Origin of the sequence: Pseudonocardia benzenivorans CB1190, from assembly GCF_000196675.2 — a bacterium.
In the GTDB taxonomy this organism is placed as follows: domain Bacteria; phylum Actinomycetota; class Actinomycetes; order Mycobacteriales; family Pseudonocardiaceae; genus Pseudonocardia; species Pseudonocardia benzenivorans.
In genome coordinates this window covers 6,478,145-6,498,707 of sequence record NC_015312.1, presented here as the reverse complement: position 1 = coordinate 6,498,707, position 20,563 = coordinate 6,478,145, and the positions used below count along the sequence as shown (strand labels likewise).

Here is a 20,563-nt window from a genome sequence, read left to right as displayed (position 1 = left end):
CACCACGGAAGGACCCTGCATGAGCACGACCAGGCACGCGGAGATCGCGGGTGCCGGCCTCGGCGGACTCGCGTTGGCGATCGCGCTCGCCCAGAAGGGATGGAGCGTCCGCGTCCACGAGCGGTCGGACGACCTGCGCATGTTCGGCGCCGGGATCTGGCTGTGGGAGAACGGGTTGCGCTCCCTCGAGGCCCTCGGCGTCGAGCAGACCGCCACGGCGAGGGCGAAGCGGATCGAGACCATGGTCGCCCGCGACCAGGACGGTCGGCCGTTGCTGCGTCGTTCCTTCGGCACCGAGGACCGGCTGATCCTCCCGCCGCGGGCCGATCTCTACGACGCGCTGATCGCCCGCGTCGGGGAGCTCGGCGTCGAGGTGGAGCTGCGGTCCACGGCCATCGGGATCACCCCGCGCGGCGAGCTGGAGATCGAGGACGGCAAGACGCTGCAGGCCGACCTCGTCGTCGCGGCCGACGGGGTGTTCTCCCGGCTGCGCGAGGCGCTCCTGCTGACCAGGCGGGTCGACTATCTCGACGAGGGCTACACGCGGCTGCTCATCCCGCGCCGCCCCGACGACCCGGACACCGAGGTCACCGAGTACTGGAGCGGGTCGCGCCGGCTGCTCTACGACCCCTGCACCGACGACGTGGACTACGTCTGCCTGTGCTGTCCCGTCGACGACGAGGCCGGCCGCCGCGTGCCCGTCGACAAGGAGTCCTGGCTCGCCTCCTTCCCGATGCTCGGCGGGATCATCGAGCGGATCGACGACTCGGGCCGTTGGGACCGCGCCATGCGGGTGACACCGCGGGCGTGGTCGCGTGGCGTCGCCGCGATCGTCGGCGACGCAGCCCATGGCCAGCCGCCCAACCTCGGACAGGGTGCGAACCTGACGTTCCAGAACTGCCTGGCCCTGGCCGAGTACCTGGAGCGTGACGCCGACGTCGCGACCGCGCTGGCCCGTTGGGAGCGGGAGGAGCGCCCACTCACCGACCACATCCAGCGCTGGACCGACCTCTACGGTCGGGTCGCGAGTGCGTGGCCGGACCGGTTCGCGCACCGGCGCAGCCAGGTCCTGGAGACGGTGACCAGGATTCCGTGGGTGGACCGGCAGCTGAACAAGGCGGCGCGACACCGGCCCCTCGGGGCCCGGTGAGGAGATGACGATGAGCGAGGACACCACAGGCACGCAGTACCTCCCGCGGCCGGAGAAGATCACGGCGGAGTACATGAGGGACGTGCTCGACGAGTACTACGCGAAGAAGTGGAACGCCAACCCCGACACGGTCGCGGCCGTCTCGTCGTGGCGGAACTGGCCGCTCGTGGTGCGGATGCCGGACCTCAAGCAGGACTTCACGGTCCTGATCGACGACGGCGTCGTCCAGAAAGTCAGTGTCGGGCTCCCTGAGCGGCCGCGCATCCTCACCGTGATGCTCGCGGACACCATGCAGCGCATCTACTACGACGAGACGACGTCGGCCATCGAGTCCATCTCCGGGCGGATCAAGATCCGGGGCAACGAGGTCGAGCGACGGCGCCTGCTCGCCGCGATCTCCTTCCTGACGTGGTGAGGAGGAGGACGTGACCGAGACACAGGCCCGTCCCACGGGCGTGGCGCCGCGGCTGGTCGGGACGTCCGTCCCGCGCAAGGAGGACCTGGCTCTGCTCACGGGCACCGCGCGGTTCGTCGACGACCTGCGGCTGCCCGGGATGGTGCACGCGCGGATCCTCCGCAGCGAGGTGGCCCATGCCCGGGTCCGCTCGATCGACACCGCGCCGGCGCTGGAGGTCCCCGGCGTCCTCGACGCCCTGGCCGGCGCCGAGCTCGTCGGCAAGGTCAAGCCGTGGGGCGACCTCATGCAGGACCTCCTGGTCGGCGACCACTTCCCGTTCGCCACGGACAAGGTCCTCTACCAGGGCCAGGAGCTCGCCGCGGTCGTCGCCGAGACGAAGTACCAGGCGTGGGACGGCTGCGAGGCCGTGCGCGTGGACCTGGACGAGCTGCCGGCGGTCGTCGACCCGGAGGAGGCGCTGGCGCCGGACGCGCCGCTCGTCCAGGAGCAGATCGTCTACGAGTTCGGCGAGGGAAACGTCTTCGACCGCTACAAGGTGCGCATCGGCGACTTCGGCGCCGCCGAGGCCGGGGCGGCCGTCGTCGTCCGGCAGCGGTTCGCCACCAACAAGCAGGCCGGTGCGGCCCTCGACCCGCACGGGTGCGTGGCCGACTACGACTCCTTCACCGGCGTGCTCACGCTGTACTCGTCCACCCAGTCGATCTACATGGTCCGGGACGTGCTCGCCGACGTCCTGCAGATCCCGCGGACGAAGGTCCGGGTCGTGGTGCCCGATGTCGGCGCGGGGTTCGGGTCGAAGGCGCAGATCTTCGGGCACGAGGTGATCGCGTCGCTCTTCTCCATGCGCCTGGGCCGCCCGGTCAAGCTCGTGCTCTCCCGCGGCGAGATCTTCCGGTCCGGCACCACCCGTAACGCCCAGGTCCGCTACGCCGAGCTGGCCATGGCCGCCGACGGCGAGATCACCGGCTACCGGGACTACGTCGTGCACAACACCGGGGCGATGTCGGTGTGGGGCAACCAGGTCGTGCACATCGGCACGAACGTCGGCATGCTGCCGTACCCCATCCCGAACATCCACGTCGACTCCGACATCGTGCACACCACGACCGCACCGGGGGGCCCGCTGCGCGGCTTCGGGATCCCGCAGGCGATCTGGGCCAAGGAGCAGCTCGTCGACATGGCCGCCCGCGAGCTGGGCCTCGATCCGCTCGCCGTGCGCGAGCGCAACGTGATCGACCCCGACGAGTTCCCCTTCCGGACGCCGATGGGACACGTGATCGACTCGACCTCGATCAAGCAGTGCCTGCAGGCGAGCGCCGAGGCCGTCGACTGGTCGGCTCCCCGTGCGCCGTACGAGGGCAAGGGCCTGGCGGTGTCGATGAAGTACACCAGCTGCCGGCACCCGTCCCTGGACACCGACCTCTCCGCCGTGCGGCTTCGCCTCGAGACCGACGGCACCGTCACGATCTACTCCAGCGACGTCAGCCACGGGCAGAGCCACGCGACCATGCTGGCGCAGATCGTCGCGGACGGGATCGGCGTCGGTATCGAGAAGGTCAGCCTCGCCCCGCCGGACAGCATGACGGCCCCGTTCGGGCTGGGCACCTACGCATCGCGCGGGGCGGCGGTGCTGGGCACGGCCTGCCGGCTCGCCACCGAGCGGTTGCGGGACAAGATCCTCGCGATCGCGGCGCACGTCCTGGAGGTCGGGCCCGAGGACCTCGACACCGGCCACGACCGCGTCTTCGTCAAGGGCCTGCCCGACAGCGGCATCTACCTGGAGATCATCGCGGCGACGGCCGCATACCGCACCCACCAGCTCCCGCCCGGCTTCGAGCCGACGTTGGAGACCGTCGCGACCTACGACACCCCGACGGAGCGTGAGGGCAGCGACGGGTCCGGCAACCTCAGCGTCACCTACTCCGGAGCGGCCCACGCCGCGCACGTCCGTGTCGACCCTGACACCGGCCGCGTCACCGTCGTCGACTACGCGATGGTCCACGACACCGGAACGGTGATCAACCCGCTCGTCGTCGAGGGCCAGCACCACGGCGGCTTCGCCATGGGGCTGGGGATGGCGCTGTCGGAGGACTACGTCTACGACGCGCAGGGCCGCCAGCTGAACGCCTCGTTCAAGGACTACCTGGCGGTGACCGCGCCCGACGTCCCCGAGCTGACCAAGACGGCGGAGATCCCCGCGCCCTCGACGATGATCCCGGGCGGGCAGAAGGGCGCGGGCGAGTCAGGAACCGGTCCCGTCCCCGCCGCGATCGGCAACGCCGTCTTCGACGCCACCGGGGTTCGGTTCACCGTCCTGCCGATCACACCGCAGCGCATGCTCGTCGCGTTGCGGGAGAAGGAGCGCCAGGGCGTCGAAACGCTGCGCTACCCCGACGACATGCCCGACTTCACCGGGCCCCGCCGTCACGCCGACTGGCCGTCGCCGGTCTCGGCGGGCGCCGACCTGGACTTCGACTTCGACTGGGAGGACGACGACTGATGCGGCCGTTCACCTGGCTCGCCCCCGACACCACGGAGGAGGCCGTCGCCCTGCTGCGCGAGCACGGCAGCGGAGCGCGTGTGATCGCGGGCGGCCAGAGCCTGCTGCTGGCGATGAAGGAGCGCACCGTCGGGCCGTCGCACCTGGTCTCGCTGGGCGGCATCACCGGGCTCGCCGGGGTCACGACCGAGCCGGACGGCGCGCTCGTCGTCGGCGCGGCCACGACCTACGCCGCGCTGACCCGAGCCGCGCTGCGCGGCTGGCACGGCGTGCTCTCCGACGTCGCGGGCGACCTCGCCGACCGTCCCGTCCGCAACCGGGGGACCATCGGCGGCGCGCTGTGCGCCGCCGACCCCCGCTTCGACGTGCCCGCGTTCGCCGTCGGGGTCGACGCGGTCCTGCGGATCAGCGGGGCCGGGGGCGACCGGACCCTCCCGGCGGGGGAGTTCCTGCTCGGCAACGGGCTCACCGCCATCGGCCAGGACGAGATCCTCACCGCAGTCGTGCTGCCGCCGCCGGCGACGTGGGACGCCGTGGTCTTCGAGAAGTTCCGCCACCGCGTGTTCGACGCCGCGATCGTCTCGGCGACCTGTGCCCTCCGCCGCGGCTCCGGCGCAACGCCGGCGGCGGTCCGGGTCACCGTCGCGGGGGCGACCGCCACCCCCGTCGTCCTCGCCGTCGACGCCGGGGCCACCGGCGCGCACGCCGGGGAGGTCGCGGCCGCGTCCGTCCTCCCCGACGCGACGGACGAACCCACGCGCTACCGCCGCGAGCTGGTCCGCACCCTGGTCCGCCGCACCGTCGACCGTGCCCGCACCCAGCAGGGAAGTGCCTGATGCAGAAGGTCTGCCTCACCGTCAACGGCCGCGAGGTCAGCGCCGAGATCGACGAGCGAACGCTGTTGCTCGAGTTCGTCCGCGACGTGGCCGGTCTGACCGGGACCCACAACGGCTGCCTGGAGGCGCGCTGCGGATGCTGCGTGATCGAGGTCGACGGTGATGTCGTCAAGTCCTGCAACGTCCTCGCCGTCCAGGTCGACGGCGCCGAGGTCACGACGATCGAGGGTCTCGCCCCACAGCGGCTCGCCCCCGTCGACCACATCACGACGCAGAGCCTCGCGGGGATGTACCGGCCGCTCGAGGCCGTCCGCGGGACGCCCGACGACCTGCACCCGGTGCAGGCGGCGTTCCATCGGTGCCACGCGGTGCAGTGCGGGTTCTGCACCCCGGGGATGGTCATGGTCCTCAAGGACTACCTGGAGGAGAACCCGGAGCCGACCCGCGACGACGTCCGCCGGGCGATCGCCGGCAACCTCTGCCGCTGCACCGGCTATCAGCACATCGTCGACGCCGCGATGGAGGCGGCCGCCGAGCTGCGCGGGGACCCGGCGCCGGAGGGTGCCGCGCACGGAGCGACGGCCGCTGCCGACGGTGGCTGAGCCCGCCGGCGGCGCTGACGACACCGCTCCCGCCGACGCCGTCGCCTCCCTCGTCGCGGCGCTCGGGGGCACCGGGTACGTCGCGGACCGTGAGCTCGCGCTCGTCCTGCACCTCGCGGAGGTCCTGGAGCTCCCGGTGCTCCTCGAGGGCGAGCCGGGCGTCGGGAAGACGGCTGTCGCCGAGGCGCTCGCGGCCGCGACGGGCGCGCGGCTGGTGCGGCTGCAGTGCTACGAGGGCCTCGCCGCCCACCACGCCCTCTACGAGTGGGACTACGCCCGCCAGCTGCTGGCCATCCGCATGGCCGAGGCGCGTGGGCCGGTCGGGGAGGAGCTGCGCGCGGAGGTGTTCTCCCCGGACTTCCTGCTGCGCCGGCCTCTGCTGGAGGCGATCGACCCGCAGGACGACCGACCCGTCGTCCTGCTCGTCGACGAGGTCGACCGGGCCGACCAGGAGTTCGAGGCCCTGCTGCTGGAGGTGCTCGGACAGTTCCAGGTGACCGTCCCCGAGCTCGGCACGATCGTCGCGACGCGCAGGCCGCGCGTCGTGCTCACCGCCAACCGCACCCGCGCCCTGTCCGACGCGCTGCGCCGGCGCTGCCTCTACCACTGGCTGCCCTACCCCACGACCGACCGCGAGGTGCGGATCGTGGAGGCCCTCGTCCCCGGGGCGTCCGAGGAACTGGTCCGGCGCGCGTGCGCGCTGGTCGCGCAGGTCCGGGCGAGCGGCTACCGCAAGACGCCCGGGGTGTCCGAGACCGTCGACTGGGTCCGGGCGCTGACCGCGCTCGACGGTTCCCTCGACGCCGACACCGTCCACGGCACGGCCGGCTGCCTCGTCAAGGACGCAGCGGACCTCGCGCGGTTCCGTGCAGGCGACGGCGCGCGCCTGCTGCGCGCGGTGGGCGGCGGGTGAGCGGCGAGGCGTCGCGACCGGGAGGGCGCGGCGGAGCGCGGCACAGCGTCGCGCGCGCCCGCGACGCCCGCCGCCGGCGCACCGGTCGGCTCGCCGACGACATCGTGATCTTCGCAGAGCTGCTGCGTTCCTGTGGCGCCGCCGTCCCCGGCGGGGCGCCCGCCCGGGCCGTCCGCGCGCTCGGTGAGGTCGCCCTGGACCGCCGGGAGGACGTGCAGGCGGCGATGCGGGCCACGCTGGTCTCCGATCGGCCGTCGACCCGGCTCTTCGACCTGGTCTTCCCGGTCTTCTGGAGCCGTGCCGACGTCGCCGTCACCGCCGCGGACCCCGTGGCGGGGGACACGTCCACCTCGCCCGCCGAGGGCGGCGCCGCCGAGGACGGGGACAGCGGCGGGGACGCGGGCCGGCAGGGGGACCGCCGGGTGCCCCGACCGACCGCGAGCCTGCGACGTGGGGAACCGATGCCGGTCACCGCGGTGGACGACGACGACGTCGACACGGAGGTCCGCCGCATGGTGCGGGCCCTCGCCCGCGCACCCGGCCGGCGACGCCGCACCGCGCCGGCGGGGGACCTGCTCGACCTGCGCGCCAGCCTTCGCCACGGGCTGCGCTCCGGCGAGCTCGTCGAGCTGCTGCACACCCGGCCGCGGCCCGCCCGAGCCGAGGTCGCCGTGCTGTGCGACGTCAGCTCGTCGATGGCCGGTGTCACCGGCCTGTTCCTCGCCGTCACACACGCGCTCGCGCGGCACGCGCGGCTCGTCGAGGCCGGCGTCTTCCACGTCGAGCTCACCCTGGTCGGCGCCGAGCTGCGGCGCCACCCGCGACAGGTCGCCGTCCGCAGGCTCGCCGCCCGGGCGGGCGCGCTGTCCGGCGGCACCCGGATCGGCCACTGCCTGCGGGAGTTCGTCGACGCCGTCGAGCCGGGGCTCACCCCGCGGACGGTCGCGTTCGTGCTGTCCGACGGTTGGGACGTCGGTGAGCCCGACCTCCTCGCCGCCCAGCTGCGCCGGCTGCGCGAGCGCGTCGGGCGGGTCGTCTGGTGTGACCCGCACGCCGCCGCCACCGGCTTCGATCCCCAGGTCCGCGGGCTGCGCGCCGCGCTGCCCCACGTCGACGACCACCTCGACCTCTCCGGCACCGCCGCCCTGCGCGGCGTCGCCGACCACCTCGAACGACACCATCGCAACCCCGGAGGAGCCCATGACCGTTCGTGAGGAGCTCGTCGTCCCCGGCGGGCCGCCCGCCGTCTCGCACTACACCGACGCCGTCCGCTTCGGTGACCTGCTCCACGTCTCGGGGATGGTCGCCCTCACACCCGACGGCGAGGTCGTCGGCAAGGGGGACGTCACGGCACAGGCCCGGTACGTCCACGAGCTGCTGGGCAGGACGTTCGGCCTGGTCGGGGCGTCGTTCGCCGACGTACTGAAGGTCACCGTCTACCTGACGGACATCGACGACCGCCAGGCCGTCAACGAGGTTCGCAAGGAGTTCTTCGGCGCCGCGAAGCCGGCGTCGACGCTGGTGCAGGTGTCCGCGCTGGTCCTGCCCGAGCTGCTCGTCGAGATCGAGGCCGTCGTCGGGATCCCGTCGTGACGGCGTTCCGCCGGCTGGGCCCGGCAGGTTCCGAACGTCCGGTCGTCGAGATCGACGGCACCGTCTTCGACCTCACGCCGCTGACCGCCGACATCGACGGCGCCTTCCTCGCCGCGGACGGCCTCACCCGGGCAGCGGAGGAGGCTCGTGCGGGTCGGCTCCCCGTCGTCGATCCCGCCGGTCTGCGGATCGGCCCGCCGGTCGCGCGACCGCAGGCGATCCTGTGCATCGGGCAGAACTACGCCGCTCACGCGGCCGAGTCCGGCAGCCCGGTCCCCGAGCAGCCGATCCTGTTCCTCAAGCACCCCAACACCCTCGTCGGACCCGACGACGACGTCGTGCTGCCGGCGGGCTCGACTCGTGGCGACTGGGAGGTCGAGCTGGCCGTCGTCATCGGGTCACGGGCCGCGAACTGTGTCACCGACGAGGACGCGCTCTCCCACGTCGCCGGGTACGTCGTCGCGAACGACGTCTCGGAGCGCGAGTACCAGTTCGATCTCTCAGGGGGCCAGTGGTCGACGGGCAAGACGTTCCCGACGTTCTGTCCGCTCGGTCCCGACCTCGTACCGGCCGCGGAGGTCGAGCCGCAGGCGCTGCGGTTGCGATCCTGGGTGAACGGCGAGCCACGCCAGGACTCGTCGACGAAGGACATGGTCTTCCCGGTGGCAGCTCTCGTCCGGGTGCTGTCCCACCGGCTGGTGCTCGAGCCGGGTGACCTCGTACTGACCGGGACGCCCGAGGGCGTTGCCCTCTCGGGTCGCTTTCCGCATCTGCGCCGCGGGGACGTCGTCGAGATGGAGATCGACGGTCTCGGTCGTCAGCGACAGAACGTCCGCTGACACGGCGAGTCCGGCCGTCGAGGGCCGAGGAGAGGATCCGGGCCGCAGAGGGCCCACCCGGTGCCGCCGGGCGACGCTGACGCGGCCGCCACCGGGGGACGTGCGAACGGACGCTAGTGGTCCTCGTGCTCCGCGGCGGCCTCGTGGGCGCGCTTGCGGGAGGCGAGGATCTCGGACTCGGCGTCGGCGCGGCCGACCCACGTCGCGCCCTCGACGCTCTTGCCCGGCTCCAGCGTCTTGTAGATCTCGAAGAAGTGCTGGATCTCCGCCCGGTCGAACTCGGGCAGGTGGTGGATGTCGCGCAGGTGCTCCTGGCGCGGGTCGTCGGCCGGGACGCAGAGGACCTTGTCGTCGCCGCCCTTCTCGTCCTTCATCCGGAACATGCCGATGGCGCGCGAGCGGATCAGGCAGCCCGGGAACGTCGGCTCCTGGACGAGGACCAGCGCGTCGAGGGGGTCGCCGTCCTCCCCGAGGGTGTCCTCGATGAATCCGTAGTCGGCCGGGTACTGGGTCGCGGTGAAGAGCGTCCGGTCGAGGCGGATGCGTCCCGTCTCGTGGTCCACCTCGTACTTGTTCCGGCCGCCCTTGGGGATCTCGATGGTGACGTCGAAGTCCACGGTTCGTTGCTCCTGATGGGTCGGTGGCGGCTGTCGGGAGCCGACGCCGGTCGGGCGACCGGCCCCGGCGCCTACCTCTAGTGTGGGGGACCGCCCGACGGTGTGGGCCCTCCGGGGGTGCGGGTCACCCCCGTGAGAGAGGTCGCAGGCAGGAGGAACGGGTGGGTTTCGGACGTCGGATCGGCGACACGTTCCGAGTCCCGGGTCGTGGGCTGCGCCGCGGCGTCGCGGTGCTCACTGTTCTCGTGACGGCCGCGGCGATCGGTTCGGCGGTCGCGCTGTCGGCTCCCCAGCTGCTCGGCTCGTCGGCCGCGGACGCCCCGGCGATCCCGGTCCCGGTGCCCGCGCTGGGGCCGCTCCCGGCCGACGCGCCGCTGCCGACGGCCGCCGGCCTGACCGCCGCGCTCCAGCCCGTCACCGGGACCAGCGCGCTCGGGACGTTCGGCGGTGCCGTCGTCGACCCCTCGACGGGGTCGCAGCTGTGGCAGCGCGCCGTCGACCAGCCGCTGGCCCCGGGATCGACGGCCAAGCTGCTCACCTCCGCCGCCGCGCTGCTGACGCTCGCGGGGACCGATCACCTCTACACGAAGGTCGTCCAGGGCCCGACGCCCGGCTCGGTCGTGATCGTCGGCGGCGGTGACCCCTCGCTGACCGACCTGCCCCCCGGCAAGGACTCCGTCTACCCCGATGCCCCGCGGCTGGCCGATCTCGCCGCCGCGGTCGAGAAGTCGATGGGGAACCAGAAGATCACCTCCGTGATCGTCGACACCAGCCGCTACACGGGGCCGACGTTCGCGCAGGGGTGGGACCGGGCCGACATCGCGGGCGGCGACATCACGCCCATCGAGCCGCTGATGCTCGACGGCGGGCGCATCGACCCCACCGCGCAGGACGGTGCCCGCGTCGCCGACCCGGCCGGTGCGGCGGGCCAGGCGTTCGCGAAGGAGCTGGGGCTCGACCCGTCGGTGGTCAGCTCGGGCACCGCGCCGCCGAACGCGCAGGTGCTGGGCACGGTGTCGTCCGCGTCGATCTCCGACCTGATCGAGTACATGCTCGAGGCGTCCGACAACGTGACGGCCGAGATCCTCGCGCGCGAGGTCGCGATCGCCCGTGGCGGGGAGCCGTCGTTCACCGGCGGCGCGGCGCAGGTGCTGGCCGCATTGAGCCAGGCCCGGATCGACCCGTCGGGCGCGGTGCTGGTCGACGGCAGCGGGCTCTCGACGGTCGACCGCATCCCGCCGCGACTGCTCACCGGCATCCTCGCGGCCGCCGCCGCGCCGCCGCAGGGTCCCGACGACACCGACTTCCTGCGGCCGATCCTCGCCGGCCTGCCCGTCGCGGGCGGCGACGGGACGCTGGAGGACCGCTTCGGCACCGGGACGTCCGCGGCCGGGCGCGGCGTGGTGCGCGCGAAGACGGGCACGCTGACGGGTGTGAGCAGCCTCGCGGGCGTCGTCACCGACGCCGACGGCAGGCTGCTGGTGTTCGCGTTCATGTCCAACGGCCCCAGCCCCGCCGACGTCCGGCCCCGCCTCGACGCGATCGCGGCGGAGTTGAGCCGCTGCGGCTGCCGCTGACGGCCCGGCCCCCGAGCCGACTACGCCGACCCACGAGGCAGGACGCCGGCCCACGAGGCAGATGGAGTGCCGTTCGGGGTGCGGTCGGACCACCCCGGGTGCGTAGCCTCGGGTAGGTGCCGTCCGCTCCGACCCAGACCCCTGTGCCCGCCCCGTCCGGCCTGCCCGTCAACTGGGACCTGGCCAAGCGCACCGCCGGCCGACTGATGGGCCCGGGCCCGCAGGCGTCCCGCGCCGAGGCCCGCGAGCTGGTCGTCCGGCTGCGGTCCGACGCGGCCGTCGCCGAGGGGCACGTCCGCCAGGTCACCGGGTTGGGCGCGGGCCTTCCGCTGCTGCCCGCCGACGTCGTCGACCGGCCGGCATGGGCCGCGGCGGCCGTCGACGGCATGGCCGCGCTGACCGCGGGCGCGTCGCTGCCCCGCACGGCCCGGGTCGCCCGTGCCGTCACCGGGACGACGGCCGGTCTGCAGGTCGGGTCGGTGCTCGCGTACCTGGGCGGGCGGGTGCTCGGCCAGTACGACCCCTTCGGCGGCCCCGACGGCGCGGGCCGGCTGCTGCTGGTCGCGCCGAACGTGCACGCGGCCCGGCAGTCGCTCGACGTCCCGGCCGCCGAGTTCGGCCTGTGGGTCTGCCTGCACGAGGCAACGCACAGGCTGCAGTTCACCGCCGTCCCGTGGCTGCGCGACCACTTCGCGGGACAGGTCGGCAAGTTCCTCTCGTTGGCCGACACCGACGGCAGCGACGTCCTGTCGCGGCTGCCGGAGGTCGCGAGGCGCATGCGGGAGACGAAGGGCGACGCGCTGGCCGTCGTCGAGCTGCTGCAGGGCCCGGAGCAGCGCGAGGTGCTCGACGGCCTGCTCGCGCTGACGACGTTGCTGGAGGGCCACGCCGACCACGTGATGGACGCGGTCGGCCCGTCGGTGGTGCCGAGCGTCGCGACGATCCGTGAGCGGTTCACCGTCCGGCGCCGCGGCGGCGGGCTGCTCGACCGGCTGCTCCGTGCGCTGCTGGGCGTCGAGGCGAAGATGAAGCAGTACGCGGTCGGGGCGGCGTTCACGTCGTACGTGGTGCTGGCGGTGGGGATGGACGGGTTCAACCGGGTGTGGGAGTCCCCCGAGACGTTGCCCACGCGGGCCGAGCTGGCCGAGCCGGCGGCGTGGCTGCGCCGGATGGGCTGAGCGGCGCGCGGTGACGACGACCCGGGCGGGGAGCGCCGTGGCGTCGCTGCGGCTCGCGGTCCGGCGCGCGCTCGTGGCGCTGCCCGCGCCGGTGCGGGAGGCGCCCGTCGTCGTCGGCTGCTCCGGGGGTGCCGACTCGCTCGCCCTGACCCTGGCCGCCGCCGCCGAGCTGCCCGGACGGGTCACGGCGGCGATCGTCGACCACGGGCTGCAGGAGGGCTCCGCCGCCCGGTCGGCCGCGCTGGCTGCCGATCTCGGCGCGCGGGGCGTCCCGGCCGGGGTGCACCCGGTCGTCGTCGGCGGACCGGGCGGGTTGGAGGCGGCGGCCCGGCGCGCCCGGTACGCCGCGCTGCTGGCCGCACGCCCGGCTCCCGACAGCCCGGTGCTGCTCGGGCACACCCTCGACGACCAGGCCGAGACCGTCCTGCTCGGGCTCGGCCGCGGTTCGGGGCCGCGCTCGATCGCCGGGATGCGGCCGTGGGACCCGCCGTGGGCGCGGCCGCTGCTCGGCGTCCGGCGTGCGACGACCCGGGCTGCGTGCGCGGAGCTGGGCGCGACCGCGTGGAACGACCCGCACAACGACGACCCCCGCTTCACCCGCGTGCGGCTGCGCCGGGAGGTGCTGCCGCTGCTTGAGGACGTGCTCGCGGGCGGGGTCGCGGAGGCGCTGGTCCGCACGGCCGCGCAGCTGCGCGAGGACGGCGATGTGCTCGACGCACTGGCCGGCGAGCTGCTGGCTGCGGCCCGGCTCCCCGAGGGGGGCCTGCGGGCCGCGACACTCAGCCCGGCACCGCAGGCCGTGCGCCGCCGAGCCCTCCGGGAATGGCTCCTGACCAGCGGTGTGAGAGATCTCACCGACCTCCACCTGCGCGCCGTGGACGATCTCGTCGGACGCTGGCGCGGTCAGGGCGGCGTCGCCCTCCCGGGCGGTTTGGACCTGGTCCGCCGAGATGGCAGGCTCTCCCTGCATCGGGCCGAGCCACCGCCGGTGGGCTGAGCCCGCGGAGGTACGTCCCGGGGACACGACCGCACGAACGTCGGGCCGACGAGCCCGGACCGAGGAGGCCCACCCCGTGTACGACGACGGCGACATCGCGTCCGTCCTGGTCACCGAGCAGCAGATCCGCGACAAGATCGCCGAGCTCGCCGAGCTCGTGGGGCGGGACTACGCCGATCGTCCGCGGGGGCGGGAGACCGATCTCCTGCTGGTCGGCGTCCTCAAGGGCGCCGTGATGTTCATGACCGACTTCGCGCGGGCGATGCCGCTGCCGGTGCAGCTGGAGTTCATGGCCGTCAGCTCGTACGGCTCGTCGACGTCGTCGTCGGGTGTCGTGCGCATCCTCAAGGACCTCGACCGCGACATCGCCGGCCGCGACGTGCTCATCGTCGAGGACATCATCGACTCCGGGCTGACCCTGTCGTGGCTGCTCAAGAACCTGGAGTCACGGCGTCCGGCGTCGCTCGAGGTGTGCACGCTGCTGCGCAAGCCCGACGCGGTCAAGGTCGACGTGCCGGTCAAGTACGTCGGGTTCGACATCCCCAACGAGTTCGTCGTGGGCTACGGGCTCGACTACGGCGAGCGCTACCGCGACCTGCCGTTCATCGGGACGCTCGCACCCGAGGTCTACGCCTGACGGTGGGCGCCCGTCCGGCTCGGCTCAGCCGCCGAGCGGCGGGCCCGCCGGCACCGCCACGGCCGTCGCGGGGACGCCGGGCGGGCTCTGGGTGAACGCCCGCGTCCCCGGCACCAGCGCGATCGGGCCCAGCCCGCCGTACTCGTTCGCGTAGGCCAGCGCCCTGGCCAGGTCGGCCACCCCGTTGCTGACGGGCAGGGGTGCGAGGTTCAGCGTCGACAGCACGGCGACGGCGCCGCCGTTCGCGTCGAGGTAGCCCGACCCGGAGTCACCGGGGACGCCGGGGCTCGTCGTGTAGACCTCGTGGCCCCAGCCGCCGTTGGTGTCGCCCGCGCTCACGCCGCCCTTGGGGCTCAGCGCGCTGATGCCGCCGCGCAGCGGGGAGTTGCCGTAGGTGAACGTCTGCGCGCCCTCGGGCAGCCCCGCCGAGGAGACACCGGTCGGGCCGCCGAAGAACGGCATCGTCGGGTTGACCGACGCGACGTCGGCCGGGTCGATCGCGACGAGCGCGAAGTCGTTGGCCTCGCACGCACCCCGGTCGGTCTCGCCGCGTGCCTGCATGGCCGACCACGAGCTGTAGGCCAGCACGCCCTTGCGGGTCGCGCCCGTGATGTCGACCTCGGTGCCCAGCGGCAGCAACGTCGAGGTGCACCCGTCGGTGTCGGTGGCCTTGCCGGTGGCGCCGCAGTGCGCGGCCTGCCCGAGGTAGGTGCGTCCGCCCGCGGTGAACACGAAGTTCGACGTGCACTGGCCGCCGCCCGTCGTCGTGGTGAGGACGCCGGGGTGGATGGCCGCGCTCTGCTCGGGCGCCCAGGCCGGGGCCGCCGGGGCCGCGGGGGCGACGGCCGCCGCGGGGCGCGCGGGTTGCGCCGTGGCCGTCGCGGGCAGCACCAGTGCCGTCACGGTCGCCGCTGCGGTGAGCACCGCCGCCGTGACCGCCCCACGCAGCTTGTTCCCGGACCCTCGACGCATGCGTTCCCCCCGCGGAACGAGGTGGGTCGACGCCCCCTCGCGTGTCGTGCTCGTCGGCTGCCCAACGACCGTCGGCAGCCCCGGGATACCCCTTGCCGGACGATCCTTCCCGGGGCCGCCGGCGGGAACACCGGCGGGGTGGTGTTCGTTGCCCGGGCACGTACCGGTGGTGCTCCGTCCGCGGGGCGCTGCCGCACGCGCACCGATGCCGGTGAGCAGCGGTGCCGCGGTCGGCCCGACGGGCAGCTATCCTGGCTGATCCGGGGCCGGTGCGAGTCCGACAGACTGCTCGGGGCGAGTGTCGGACGCCGCCGGGAAAATCGTCCAGGGAGGGTGAAGGCCGCGAGGCCGATGCTGCATGGATCGCAAGCGCCTGCTCCGCAACCCGTTGATCTGGGTCCTCGTCGTGATCCTGGTCTACTTCGCCTTCTCCACGCTGTTCGACGACACCCGCGGGTACACGCAGGAGCCGACGTCCACCGCGATCGCGCAGATCACCAGCGGCAACGTGAAGGACGCGGTGATCGAGGACAAGGAGCAGCGGCTCCGGCTCACGCTGGCCACCCCGCTGCCCGGCACCTCGACCACGCAGATCATCACCCAGTACCCCGCGGCGTCGTCGGGCGCGATCTTCGACGCGCTGCGCCAGGCGGGCAACAACCCGAGCTACAACACGATCGTCCGTCAGGACTCGTTCCTGATGTCCATGCTGATCTACCTGATCCCGCTGGGCCTGGTGCTGCTCATCCTGTTCTGGATGATGAACAACGCCCAGGGCGGCGGGAACCGGGTGATGTCGTTCGGCAAGTCCCGGGCCAAGCAGCTCAACAAGGACATGCCGAAGACCACCTTCGGTGACGTCGCGGGCGCCGACGAGGCCGTCGAAGAGCTCTACGAGATCAAGGACTTCCTGCAGAACCCGGGCCGGTACCAGGCGCTGGGCGCGAAGATCCCCAAGGGTGTGCTGCTCTACGGCCCGCCCGGCACCGGCAAGACACTGCTGGCGCGCGCGGTCGCGGGCGAGGCGGGCGTGCCGTTCTACACGATCTCGGGCTCCGACTTCGTCGAGATGTTCGTCGGTGTCGGCGCGTCCCGGGTGCGCGACCTGTTCGAGCAGGCCAAGCAGAACAGCCCCTGCATCATCTTCGTCGACGAGATCGACGCGGTCGGCCGCCAGCGCGGCGCGGGCCTCGGCGGCGGGCACGACGAGCGTGAGCAGACGCTCAACCAGCTGCTCGTCGAGATGGACGGGTTCGACGCGCGCGGCGGCATCATCCTGATCGCCGCGACCAACCGCCCCGACATCCTCGACCCGGCGCTGCTGCGGCCCGGCCGCTTCGACCGGCAGATCCCCGTCGGCGCGCCCGACCTCGCGGGGCGCCGCGCGATCCTGGCCGTGCACTCGAAGGGCAAGCCGTTCGCCAACGACGTCGACTTCGACGGGCTGGCCAAGCGCACCGTGGGCATGTCGGGCGCGGATCTGGCCAACGTCATCAACGAGGCGGCGCTGCTCACCGCGCGCGAGAACGGCACGCTGATCAACGGTGCCGCGCTCGAGGAGTCGGTCGACCGCGTCGTCGGCGGCCCGCGGCGCAAGGGCAAGATCATCTCCGAGCAGGAGAAGAAGATCACCGCCTACCACGAGGGCGGGCACGCGCTCGCCGCGTGGGCGATGCCCGACCTGGAGCCGGTCTACAAGCTCACGATCCTGCCGCGCGGGCGCACCGGCGGGCACGCGCTCGTCGTCCCCGAGGACGACAAGGGCCTCATGACCCGCTCGGAGATGATCGGTCGCCTGGTCTTCGCAATGGGCGGGCGCAGCGCCGAGGAGCTCGTCTTCCACGAGCCGACGACGGGCGCGTCCTCCGACATCGACCAGGCCACCAAGATCGCCCGCGCGATGGTCACCGAGTACGGCATGAGCGCCCGGCTCGGCGCCGTCCGGTACGGCCGCGAGCAGGGCGACCCGTTCCTCGGCCGCTCGATGGGCAACCAGGCCGACTACTCGCTCGAGGTCGCCCACGAGATCGACGAGGAGGTGCGCAAGCTCATCGAGGCCGCGCACAACGAGGCGTGGGAGATCCTCAACACCTACCGCGACGTCCTCGACGACCTCGTCTTCGAGCTCCTGGAGAAGGAGACGCTCACCCGCAAGGACCTCGAGCGGATCTTCGACCGGGTCGAGAAGCGGCCGCGGATCACGGCGTTCAACGACTTCGGCGGCCGCACGCCGTCGGACAAGCCGCCGATCCAGACACCTGCCGAGCGCGCCCGCGAGCGTGGCGAGCCCTGGCCGCCCGACACCCGGCCCGCGCTGGAGCCGGCCCCGGTCGGCTCGTACCCCGGTGGCGGCAACGGCGTTCCCGCGCCGGGCCCGAACGGCGGTCCTCCCGGCAACCAGCCGCCCTACCCGGGCGGCGGCTTCCCGCAGGCCCAGCAGGGCTGGCAGGACCGGTCGACGCACCAGGTGCCGCTGCGGCCCGGTCAGGCGGCTGTCGCGGGACACCACCCGCCGCGGTCGTCGCAGTCGAACCCCGGGCAGCCGAACGCGGTGCCGCCCAACTACGGCGCGCCGCCGGACTGGCGTCCGGCCACCACCCCGGCCGGGCAGAGCTGGCCGCCCCCGGAGTGGCAGCCCGGCCCCGACGCGCCGGCCACCGGTCCCGCCACGGGCCCTATCGCGGGCGGGACGCCCGTCACCGGCAACGGGCACGGACCGGACCACCAGGCGGCCGGCGGGCATCCCGCCGAGGGCGGCGGCAACGGCACGGCGCCGCGCGACGGGTCCGACGAGCGTCCCGGGCAGGGGGCCTGATCGTGAGCTCCGCTTCCGCGGCCGCCCCGACCTCCTCCGTCAACGGGCACCGCGGCGTCGACCGCGCGCGCGCCGAGGCGGCGGTGCGCGAGCTGCTCATCGCCATCGGTGAGGACCCCGACCGGGAGGGCCTGCGCGACACCCCGGCCCGGGTCGCGCGCGCCTACGAGGAGATCTTCGCCGGGCTGTACACCGACGCCGACGCCGTGCTCGACAGGACGTTCGACGAGCAGCACCAGGAGCTCATCCTCGTCAAGGACATCCCGATGTTCTCGACGTGCGAGCACCACCTCGTGCCGTTCCACGGCGTCGCGCACGTGGGGTACATCCCCAACGTCACCGGTCGCGTCACGGGCCTGTCGAAGATCGCCCGCGTCGTCGAGAACTACGCGCGCCGCCCGCAGGTGCAGGAGCGGCTCACCGGGCAGGTGGCCGACGCGCTCGTGCGCAAGCTCGAGCCGCGCGGGGTCATCGTCGTGATCGACGCCGAGCACCTCTGCATGGCGATGCGCGGCGTGCGCAAACCGGGCTCGCGCACGACGACGTCGGCGGTGCGCGGCCTGTTCTCGACGTCGTCGACGTCGCGGGCCGAGGCGATGTCGCTGATCCGGAGCGGCTGACCCGTGGCGGGGGACCTGCCGCAGCCGGGACGGTGCGCGGTCCTGGGCATCCTCAACGTCACGCCGGACTCCTTCTCCGACGGCGGGCGCTTCCTCGACCCCGATGCCGCCGTCGCCCACGGCATCGCGCTGCGCGAGGCGGGGGCGGACATGGTCGACGTCGGCGGCGAGTCGACGCGGCCGGGCGCGCACCGCGTCTCGGTCGACGAGGAGCGGCGCCGCGTCGTGCCGGTCGTCCGGGAGCTCGCCGGGCACGGCGTGCCGGTCAGCATCGACACCACCCGCGCCGAGGTGGCCGAGGCGGCGCTGGAGGCGGGCGCCGACGTCGTCAACGACGTGTCGGGCGGGATGGCCGACGCGCGGATGGCCTCGGTCGTCGCGCAGGCCCGGGTGCCGTGGATCCTCATGCACTGGCGCGGCCACAGCGACCGGATGGACGATCTCGCGCGCTACGACGACGTCGTCGCCGAGGTCCGCGACGAGCTCGTCGCGCGGGTCGACGCGGCCGTGCTCGCCGGGGTCGACCCGGCCTGCATCGTGCTCGACCCCGGCCTGGGCTTCGCCAAGACCGGCGACCACAACTGGGCGCTGCTGCACCGGCTCGACGTGTTCGTCGAGCTGGGCTTCCCCGTCCTGGTCGGGGCCTCGCGCAAGCGGTTCCTCGGCACGTTGCTCGGCGGACCGGACGGCGTCCGGCCGCCTGCCGGCCGGGAGGTCGCGGGCGCTGCCGTCACCGCGCTGGCGGCGCAGGCGGGTGTGTGGGGGGTCCGGGTGCACGACGTCGCGTCGTCGGTCGACGCGATCGCCGTCGCGCGCGCGTGGCGGCTCGGCGCGGCGCCCGATCGCGCAGGAAGGACGAGCAGGTGACCGACCGCATCGAGCTGCGGGGGCTGCGGGTCCGCGGCAACCACGGGGTGTTCGACCACGAGCGTCGCGACGGGCAGGACTTCGTCGTCGACGTCACGGCCTGGGTGGACCTCGCACCGGCGGCCGCTTCCGACGACCTGGCCGACACCCTCGACTACGGCGCGCTCGCCCAGCGCGCGGCGGCGATCGTCGGCGGCGAGGCGTGCGACCTCATCGAGACCGTCTCCGCCCGGGTCGCCGACGACCTCATGGACTTCGACGCGCGGCTGCAGGCCGTGGAGGTGACGATCCACAAGCCGCAGGCGCCCATCCCGCTGGAGTTCGCCGACGTCGCGGTCGTGGCACGGCGGTCGCGGAAGGCCCACGACAACCGCGGACGGATCGTGCCCGCATGACCCGGGCCGTGCTGAGCCTCGGCTCCAACCTCGGCGACCGGATCGCGCACCTGCGCGCGGTCGTCGACGACATGGCCGACGTGCTCGTCGCCGCCTCCCCGGTCTACGAGACGGCGCCGTGGGGCGGGATCGAGCAGCCCGACTTCCTCAACGCCGTGATCGTCGTCGACGACCCGGGGACCGACGCCTGGGGCTGGCTGCGCCGTGGGCAGCGGTTGGAGCAGGCGGCGCACCGGGTCCGTGAGCAGCGGTGGGGCCCGCGCACGCTCGACGTCGACGTCGTCGCGGTCACCGCCGACGGCGCCGACGTGATCAGCGACGATCCCGAGCTGGTGCTGCCGCATCCCGGCACGTCCGAGCGCGCCACGGTGCTCGTCCCCTGGCTCGACGTCGACCCGGGCGCGGTGCTGGCCGGGCGCGGTCCGGTCCGCACCCTCCTCGACGCGTTGCCGGCCGGCGAGATCGCCGACGTCCGCCGTCGCGACGACCTGCCGCTCGTCGTGGGCAGCGACGCGAGATGACCCCGACCCGCCCGCGCGACCTGGTGATCGCCGGGCTGGTCGCGGCCGTCGTGGCGCACCTTCTCGTCCGGTTCACCTACTCCGCGCTGCCGACGTTCCCGCTCACGGCGGGGATCACGCTGGCGGTGCTCGGCATCGTCGAGGTCGTCGCGGGCAACCTGCTGCGCGCCCGGATCGAGCATCGGCCGGGAACCCGTCCGGTGGAGGCGCTCGCCGCGGCCCGGGCGGTGATCGTGGCCAAGGCGTCGTCGCTGGGCGGGGCGGTCGTGGCCGGGCTGTGGGCCGGCCTGCTGGTCTACGTGCTGCCGATGGTCGGCGACGTCGTCGCCGCGGGGTCCGACGCCCGCGCGGCCGGGGTCGGGCTGGTCAGCGCGCTGGTGCTCGTCGCGGGCGGGCTGTGGCTGGAACGCTGCTGCCGCACCCCCGACGACCCGCGCGACGAGGAGGCCGGCCGCGGCCCGGGCGCCGGGCGCTGACCCTCCGCGGCGCCTCGTGATCGCCCCGTAGGCTGGGGGG

Annotated in this window: 21 protein-coding genes; 19 read left to right on the top strand and 2 right to left on the bottom strand. The window is 73.8% G+C overall.

The genetic code is table 11. From position 1 onward, the window contains the following. Window positions 1-19: 19 nt before the first annotated feature. The 9 genes from PSED_RS30820 to PSED_RS30780 are packed head-to-tail and all read left to right on the top strand — an operon-like array spanning window position 20 to window position 8,851. Window positions 20-1,150, top strand: coding sequence for an FAD-dependent oxidoreductase (locus PSED_RS30820; protein ID WP_013678134.1), 1,131 nt, complete (start codon window positions 20-22; stop codon window positions 1,148-1,150). Between the two features lie 10 nt (window positions 1,151-1,160). Continuing rightward, window positions 1,161-1,565 (top strand): hypothetical protein, encoded by a 405-nt coding sequence (locus PSED_RS30815; RefSeq protein WP_013678133.1) that lies wholly within the window; start codon window positions 1,161-1,163, stop codon window positions 1,563-1,565. Window positions 1,566-1,575: 10 nt separating this feature from the next. Beyond that, the gene (locus PSED_RS30810; RefSeq protein WP_013678132.1) at window positions 1,576-4,068 is read left to right on the top strand and encodes a xanthine dehydrogenase family protein molybdopterin-binding subunit; all 2,493 of its coding nucleotides are present in this window, start codon (window positions 1,576-1,578) and stop codon (window positions 4,066-4,068) included. Further along, window positions 4,068-4,904, top strand: coding sequence for an FAD binding domain-containing protein (locus tag PSED_RS30805; protein ID WP_013678131.1), 837 nt, complete (start codon window positions 4,068-4,070; stop codon window positions 4,902-4,904). Before PSED_RS30810 ends, PSED_RS30805 begins: the two co-directional genes overlap by 1 nt. Then, the gene (locus tag PSED_RS30800) at window positions 4,904-5,506 is read left to right on the top strand and encodes a (2Fe-2S)-binding protein (RefSeq protein WP_013678130.1); all 603 of its coding nucleotides are present in this window, start codon (window positions 4,904-4,906) and stop codon (window positions 5,504-5,506) included. Before PSED_RS30805 ends, PSED_RS30800 begins: the two co-directional genes overlap by 1 nt. Further along, window positions 5,499-6,419, top strand: coding sequence for an AAA family ATPase (locus PSED_RS30795; RefSeq protein WP_013678129.1), 921 nt, complete (start codon window positions 5,499-5,501; stop codon window positions 6,417-6,419). Before PSED_RS30800 ends, PSED_RS30795 begins: the two co-directional genes overlap by 8 nt. Beyond that, window positions 6,416-7,633: a vWA domain-containing protein gene (locus PSED_RS30790; protein WP_013678128.1), complete on the top strand. Its 1,218-nt coding sequence runs from the start codon at window positions 6,416-6,418 to the stop codon at window positions 7,631-7,633. Before PSED_RS30795 ends, PSED_RS30790 begins: the two co-directional genes overlap by 4 nt. Beyond that, window positions 7,620-8,012, top strand: a complete 393-nt coding sequence (locus PSED_RS30785; RefSeq protein ID WP_013678127.1) for a RidA family protein — start codon at window positions 7,620-7,622, stop codon at window positions 8,010-8,012. The genes PSED_RS30790 and PSED_RS30785 overlap by 14 nt, the downstream gene beginning before the upstream one ends. After that, a complete protein-coding gene (locus PSED_RS30780; protein WP_013678126.1) occupies window positions 8,009-8,851 on the top strand; it encodes a fumarylacetoacetate hydrolase family protein in 843 nt (280 codons plus the stop codon). The genes PSED_RS30785 and PSED_RS30780 overlap by 4 nt, the downstream gene beginning before the upstream one ends. 113 nt (window positions 8,852-8,964) lie before the next feature. Here PSED_RS30780 and PSED_RS30775 read toward each other — a convergent pair whose 3' ends face one another. Then, window positions 8,965-9,468 carry an inorganic diphosphatase gene (locus PSED_RS30775; protein WP_013678125.1) on the bottom strand — a complete coding sequence of 168 codons (504 nt, stop codon included), beginning with the start codon at window positions 9,466-9,468 and terminating at the stop codon, window positions 8,965-8,967. A gap of 161 nt (window positions 9,469-9,629) precedes the next feature. Here PSED_RS30775 and dacB point away from each other — a divergent pair, with 161 nt between their 5' ends. From dacB to hpt, 4 genes are all read left to right on the top strand, one after another. Continuing rightward, window positions 9,630-11,045: a D-alanyl-D-alanine carboxypeptidase/D-alanyl-D-alanine endopeptidase gene (dacB, locus tag PSED_RS30770; protein WP_013678124.1), complete on the top strand. Its 1,416-nt coding sequence runs from the start codon at window positions 9,630-9,632 to the stop codon at window positions 11,043-11,045. 116 nt (window positions 11,046-11,161) lie between these two features. Further along, window positions 11,162-12,223, top strand: a complete 1,062-nt coding sequence (locus PSED_RS30765) for a zinc-dependent metalloprotease (RefSeq protein WP_013678123.1) — start codon at window positions 11,162-11,164, stop codon at window positions 12,221-12,223. A 10-nt stretch (window positions 12,224-12,233) separates the two neighbouring features. Further along, window positions 12,234-13,220: a tRNA lysidine(34) synthetase TilS gene (gene tilS, locus PSED_RS30760; protein WP_013678122.1), complete on the top strand. Its 987-nt coding sequence runs from the start codon at window positions 12,234-12,236 to the stop codon at window positions 13,218-13,220. 76 nt (window positions 13,221-13,296) lie between these two features. Next, entirely contained in the window at window positions 13,297-13,857 is a 561-nt protein-coding gene (hpt, locus tag PSED_RS30755) for a hypoxanthine phosphoribosyltransferase (RefSeq protein ID WP_013678121.1), read from the top strand. A gap of 24 nt (window positions 13,858-13,881) precedes the next feature. Here hpt and PSED_RS30750 read toward each other — a convergent pair whose 3' ends face one another. After that, window positions 13,882-14,829, bottom strand: a complete 948-nt coding sequence (locus tag PSED_RS30750; RefSeq protein ID WP_013678120.1) for a hypothetical protein — start codon at window positions 14,827-14,829, stop codon at window positions 13,882-13,884. 358 nt (window positions 14,830-15,187) lie between these two features. On the opposite strand from PSED_RS30750, the gene ftsH reads away from it, so the two are divergent. From ftsH to PSED_RS30720, 6 genes are read left to right on the top strand one after another with little or no spacing between them, the layout of a single operon-like run. Further along, window positions 15,188-17,644 (top strand): ATP-dependent zinc metalloprotease FtsH, encoded by a 2,457-nt coding sequence (gene ftsH / locus PSED_RS30745; protein ID WP_013678119.1) that lies wholly within the window; start codon window positions 15,188-15,190, stop codon window positions 17,642-17,644. A 2-nt stretch (window positions 17,645-17,646) separates the two neighbouring features. Next, window positions 17,647-18,264 carry a GTP cyclohydrolase I FolE gene (folE, locus tag PSED_RS30740; RefSeq protein WP_013678118.1) on the top strand — a complete coding sequence of 206 codons (618 nt, stop codon included), beginning with the start codon at window positions 17,647-17,649 and terminating at the stop codon, window positions 18,262-18,264. Window positions 18,265-18,267: 3 nt separating this feature from the next. Next, a complete protein-coding gene (gene folP / locus PSED_RS30735; protein ID WP_013678117.1) occupies window positions 18,268-19,131 on the top strand; it encodes a dihydropteroate synthase in 864 nt (287 codons plus the stop codon). Then, entirely contained in the window at window positions 19,128-19,526 is a 399-nt protein-coding gene (gene folB, locus PSED_RS30730) for a dihydroneopterin aldolase (RefSeq protein ID WP_013678116.1), read from the top strand. The genes folP and folB overlap by 4 nt, the downstream gene beginning before the upstream one ends. After that, on the top strand, window positions 19,523-20,047 hold the full coding sequence (gene folK / locus PSED_RS30725; RefSeq protein WP_013678115.1) for a 2-amino-4-hydroxy-6-hydroxymethyldihydropteridine diphosphokinase: 525 nt from the start codon (window positions 19,523-19,525) through the stop codon (window positions 20,045-20,047). The genes folB and folK overlap by 4 nt, the downstream gene beginning before the upstream one ends. Next, window positions 20,044-20,523, top strand: a complete 480-nt coding sequence (locus PSED_RS30720; protein ID WP_013678114.1) for a DUF3180 domain-containing protein — start codon at window positions 20,044-20,046, stop codon at window positions 20,521-20,523. The genes folK and PSED_RS30720 overlap by 4 nt, the downstream gene beginning before the upstream one ends. Window positions 20,524-20,563 lie beyond the last annotated feature (40 nt).

What these genes read in the sequence shown, in the direction of transcription:
- PSED_RS30820 (WP_013678134.1), top strand. Translation starts at nt 20, where the DNA reads ATGAGCACGACCAGGCACGCGGAGATCGCGGGTGCCGGCCTCGGCGGA.
- PSED_RS30815 (WP_013678133.1), top strand. Translation starts at nt 1,161, where the DNA reads ATGAGCGAGGACACCACAGGCACGCAGTACCTCCCGCGGCCGGAGAAG.
- PSED_RS30805 (WP_013678131.1), top strand. Translation starts at nt 4,068, where the DNA reads ATGCGGCCGTTCACCTGGCTCGCCCCCGACACCACGGAGGAGGCCGTC.
- PSED_RS30800 (WP_013678130.1), top strand. Translation starts at nt 4,904, where the DNA reads ATGCAGAAGGTCTGCCTCACCGTCAACGGCCGCGAGGTCAGCGCCGAG.
- PSED_RS30785 (WP_013678127.1), top strand. Translation starts at nt 7,620, where the DNA reads ATGACCGTTCGTGAGGAGCTCGTCGTCCCCGGCGGGCCGCCCGCCGTC.
- PSED_RS30750 (WP_013678120.1), bottom strand. Translation starts at nt 14,829, where the DNA reads ATGCGTCGAGGGTCCGGGAACAAGCTGCGTGGGGCGGTCACGGCGGCG.
- ftsH (WP_013678119.1), top strand. Translation starts at nt 15,188, where the DNA reads ATGGATCGCAAGCGCCTGCTCCGCAACCCGTTGATCTGGGTCCTCGTC.
- folK (WP_013678115.1), top strand. Translation starts at nt 19,523, where the DNA reads ATGACCCGGGCCGTGCTGAGCCTCGGCTCCAACCTCGGCGACCGGATC.
- PSED_RS30720 (WP_013678114.1), top strand. Translation starts at nt 20,044, where the DNA reads ATGACCCCGACCCGCCCGCGCGACCTGGTGATCGCCGGGCTGGTCGCG.